At 48.2% G+C, this 4,090-nt stretch carries 5 protein-coding genes; 3 read left to right on the top strand and 2 right to left on the bottom strand.

All coding sequences use genetic code 11. The features are described from left to right. Positions 1 to 1,128: acyltransferase family protein (locus tag AC1DWB_RS31840; RefSeq protein WP_477545111.1), on the bottom strand; the 1,128-nt coding region annotated here is incomplete at its 3' end. 210 nt (positions 1,129 to 1,338) lie between these two features. Here AC1DWB_RS31840 and AC1DWB_RS31835 point away from each other — a divergent pair. The 3 genes from AC1DWB_RS31835 to AC1DWB_RS31825 are packed head-to-tail and all read left to right on the top strand — an operon-like array spanning position 1,339 to position 3,286. Next, a complete protein-coding gene (locus AC1DWB_RS31835; protein ID WP_477545110.1) occupies positions 1,339 to 1,710 on the top strand; it encodes a GntR family transcriptional regulator in 372 nt (123 codons plus the stop codon). Continuing rightward, entirely contained in the window at positions 1,707 to 2,603 is an 897-nt protein-coding gene (locus AC1DWB_RS31830; protein ID WP_477545109.1) for an ABC transporter ATP-binding protein, read from the top strand. Before AC1DWB_RS31835 ends, AC1DWB_RS31830 begins: the two co-directional genes overlap by 4 nt. Further along, complete coding sequence (locus AC1DWB_RS31825; RefSeq protein ID WP_477545108.1) at positions 2,600 to 3,286, top strand: hypothetical protein; 687 nt, start codon at positions 2,600 to 2,602, stop codon at positions 3,284 to 3,286. The genes AC1DWB_RS31830 and AC1DWB_RS31825 overlap by 4 nt, the downstream gene beginning before the upstream one ends. A gap of 98 nt (positions 3,287 to 3,384) precedes the next feature. Here the strand turns inward: AC1DWB_RS31825 and AC1DWB_RS31820 are convergent, their stop codons facing one another. Further along, on the bottom strand, positions 3,385 to 3,732 hold the full coding sequence (locus tag AC1DWB_RS31820; protein ID WP_477545107.1) for a c-type cytochrome: 348 nt from the start codon (positions 3,730 to 3,732) through the stop codon (positions 3,385 to 3,387). Positions 3,733 to 4,090 lie beyond the last annotated feature (358 nt).

The following is a 4,090-nucleotide window of genomic DNA, read 5'->3' as shown; positions in this document are numbered from 1 at the left end:
GGTCAATATCCGGGTCCACAATTTTCTCATTGCGCCTTGTCGAATAGGTTCCTCAACGAAACGCCACGATAGGGCGGCCAATCCAATAGTTGCAGCAACCTGCATAATCGCTCTTGGTACATCGATACCTCCCGTTTGTACGGCTGGGCTCGTAAGTATGATTACAGGATAATGCCAGAGATAGATGCCATAGGAGCGAAGCCCCAGCCATTTCAATGGTTTGCAGCCTAACAGTTTGGCAAGAAGACTTGCCGGGTGAGCGAGTACGGCAACTGCGATGGCGGCGGCTACGGATAGCACAACCATCCCGCCTTGGTACAGGAAAGCATCGTACTCATTGGTACGCCAGATGAGCAGAAACACGATCAAGAGCGCCGTTATTCCACTCAAATCCAATGTTACACGAGACGCAGGAGAGACACGTGACGAGAGTCTCCGGCTTGGCCAGACCATGGCTAACACCGCACCGATCAGTAAGGAGAAAGCCCTTGTGTCCGTACCATAATACACGCGGCTCGGATCAGTTCCAGGCTCATACAGCCAAGCCATGGCTAGAGCGGATGCTGCGATCCCTGCAACGGTGACCAGAATCAGCTTGCCTCGTTGTGGAATGAAGCGAAGTCCGATCGCGAGCAGGAGGGGCCACAGCAAGTAAAACTGTTCTTCTACAGCTAGAGACCATAGATGACCAAGAGGCGATGGAGGTCCGAAGCTCTCGAAGTAAGATACTTGATGATACACGAACCACCAATTCATGACGTACAGCACCGACGCCATTGCGTCCTCTTGCAGGTTAGGAAGCTGGGCGGGTCTGAACAGTGCAACCCATGCCATGACTCCTGCAATCATGACGATCATAGCTGGCAGCAGCCTTCTTACCCGGCGCAGCCAAAAGTCTTTTAAATCCAGTCTGCGGGTTTGGCGCCATTGTTCCGCCAATATGTCGGTAATGAGGTATCCCGATAAAACAAAGAATACACCAACTCCCAACAGCCCGCCCGGTGCCCAACCCAATTGTAGGTGGTAGGCAATGACGGCGAATACGGCGATCGCCCTAAGTCCGTCAAGTCCGGCCATGTAACGTCTTTCTCTTCGTGTGTCTTGCAGTTCGTGCGTGCTGTGTTTCATAATCGCTTACCCTTTCATTCTTATGTCTGAGGTTCATTATAAACGCTGGGCCTAACGAATTAGTTACAAAAAGATTAAAAAAAATCGAAATTTCTCGAATGATGCCAAAACGAAAAAATCACCTATTGACATCTATGTTCGTTGCTTATATAGTTAATTACATGAGTAACTAACCAATTAACATGAGGTAACCTAATGGGAGGTGGTACTGTGAGTTTTCTAATGGACGACAAACGTCCGATCTTTGTACAAATTGCAGAACGAATCGAGAATGACATTATTGAGGGGCGGCTTCCAGAGGAATCGCAGGTTCCATCCACGAACCAATTCGCTGCCTTTTATCAGATCAATCCAGCTACAGCGGCGAAGGGTGTCAATTTGTTGGTGGATCAAGGCATTATTTACAAGAAGCGGGGGATTGGTATGTTCGTAGCGACAGGGACGAAGCTGAAGATTATGGAGAAACGGCGTGAGCAATTTTATGAAGAGTATGTGGTGGCAATGATCCGTGAAGCGAATAAGCTCGGCATCACTGTTGAACAGCTGTCGGATATGATTCGGAGAGGGGAGCAATCGCAATGAGTTACGTAGTGGAAGTGAGTCGTCTGACGAAGTCATATGGGAATGTAACCGCAGTTGATAACGTTAGCTTCGCCCTGGAAGCTGATAAGATCTATGGGCTGCTTGGCCGGAACGGTGCCGGTAAGACAACGATCATGCATATGCTTACCGCCCAACTATTCGCTACGAGCGGGGAGCTGCATGTATTCGGGGAAGCGCCGTACGAGAATGGGAAAGTATTGAGTCAGATCTGCTTCATCAAGGAAGGCCAGAAGTACCCGGAGAGCTTCCGCATCATCGATGTATTGCAAGTAGCTTCGTACATGTTCCGCAATTGGGATATGGCGTTCGCGCTAGACTTAATCGAACAATTCCGCCTCCCGTTGAAACGCAAAGTGAAGAAGCTGTCTAGAGGGATGCTCTCCTCAGTTGGTATCGTTGTTGGTCTTGCCAGTCGCTCACCGCTCACCATATTCGATGAGCCGTATCTGGGTCTGGATGCAGTAGCCAGAAGCCTGTTCTACGACAAGCTCATCGAGGATTACGCGTTACACCCGAGGACGGTTATCTTATCCACACATCTGATCGATGAAGTCAGCCGATTGCTTGAGCATGTCTTAGTGATCGATAATGGCAAACTGATCATCGATGAAGAAGCGGATACATTGCGCGATCGGGCATTTGCGGTAGCAGGCCAGTCATCTGCCGTAGCCGCATTCATGTCGGGCAGGACGGTTATCGATCGTGAATCACTTGGCGGCTTGGCCACAGCTACAGCTATGGGCCAACTGAGTGCTGAGGAGCGTAAGTATGCAGCGGAGCTAGGTTTGGAACTGGCCCCAGTGTCCCTGCAGCAGTTAATCGTATGCTTGACCAAGGGAAATCCAGAACGAAAGGCGGTTGAAACACGATGAATCCTGTGATGGCTGTCATGCGAATGCATTTGAGGGACAAGTGGAATTGGTTCGTTCTACCCTGGATTATTGTCATGTCCAGTTTCTTGGTTAACTTCGTAATTGCTCTTATTGCCCCGATCGAAGACGGGTTGTATACGGGGGGAATATCTTCAATCTTTATCTATATGTTCGTTGTTGGCATTGTCGCTTTCGTGCATACTTTTCCATTCGCACTCGGGTTCAGCGTACGGAGAAAAGATTATTACTGGGGAACGGCGGTTACAGTGTTTATGGTCAGCATTGTAATGTCACTTATTCTTGTCATACTCTCTAGCTTGGAGCGTGTATCAGGAGGGTGGGGAACTCAACTACACTTCTTTCATTTGCCCTACTTGTCTGATGGTGGAGTCTTCCGACGGTTCTGGATCAACTTCGTCCTGTTCATCGTGTTGTATTACTCGGGCTTTACGATCTCAAGTGTTCACCGCAGATTTGGAGTAGCTGGAACATATAGCTTTTTAATATCGACTTTCTTAATCCTTAGCATTGGATCCTTCGTGTGCACTTATTTCGCATGGTGGGATGACGTGTTCACTTGGCTTGCATCCTATTCTGCCTTCGCATTAGCCAACTGGGCCTTAATTCCTGCAGCAATCTGTCTGGTGTTATCGTATTTGTTTATGCGTCGATCAACGGTGTAAGGAACTCAAGCCCGTAATTAATAACACCAAAAAAAGCGTATCGGACTCATCGTTAACTTTCGCGATGGACCGGTACGCTTTTTTGGTGCTACAGTTCATTACTTTTGAGCAGCAAGCCAATCTGACAAGGAGCCAATGTCAGCATCGGATAGTTTGCCTTTGAAGGCCGGCATGGCCCCTTTACCATTCGACACAATCGTTACAATCTGGTCTTTCGAATATTTGGCACCGACTTTAGTCAGGTTTGGTCCGACGCCGCCTTGGAGAGTATCACCATGACAGCTAATACAGTTCTGCTTGTAGATCGCTTGCCCATTGGCTGCAGCAGTTCCACCGCCAGTTGTTGTTGGTGTTGGTGTTGCGGCAGGAGGCGTCGTATTTTTTTTAGAGCAGGCCGCTGACGTTACGACTAACAGCAGAGCCAGGCACAACAACGTTTTTTTCATAACCCTATTCTCCTTATGTGAGCATTGTAATACGATTCTCGCCTATACTTTTCCCTTCATTGACTATTTCATGCACGACACTAGTACGAACCGGAGTTTATTTTGCATAATAACGGGCTTGGTAGTACAAAATACTGCAAAAACCATTTATTGCAAAAAAACAGCTTCGAGGAGGAATGGAAAAATGGCAGATGATCATCATAAACAACTCGTCGACGATTCAAGACGCCGATTCCTGAAAGTATCTGGTGCGGCCATAGGCGGAGTTGTCGTTGGCGGTGTGATAGGTGGAGCTATTGGTAACAATTATCGCAAAAAAAATCCAGAAGCTCCTGCAACACCGCAAGTAACGCCTGCT

The sequence above is a fragment of the Paenibacillus sp. P4_E11 genome (assembly GCF_056401635.1).
Note: the sequence above shows the minus strand (reverse complement) of the source record. Positions and strands in the feature narration are given on the sequence as shown.

Coding starts and splice junctions, on each gene's coding strand:
- AC1DWB_RS31820 (WP_477545107.1), bottom strand. CDS start 3,732: ATGAAAAAAACGTTGTTGTGCCTGGCTCTGCTGTTAGTCGTAACGTCA.
- AC1DWB_RS31830 (WP_477545109.1), top strand. CDS start 1,707: ATGAGTTACGTAGTGGAAGTGAGTCGTCTGACGAAGTCATATGGGAAT.
- AC1DWB_RS31825 (WP_477545108.1), top strand. CDS start 2,600: ATGAATCCTGTGATGGCTGTCATGCGAATGCATTTGAGGGACAAGTGG.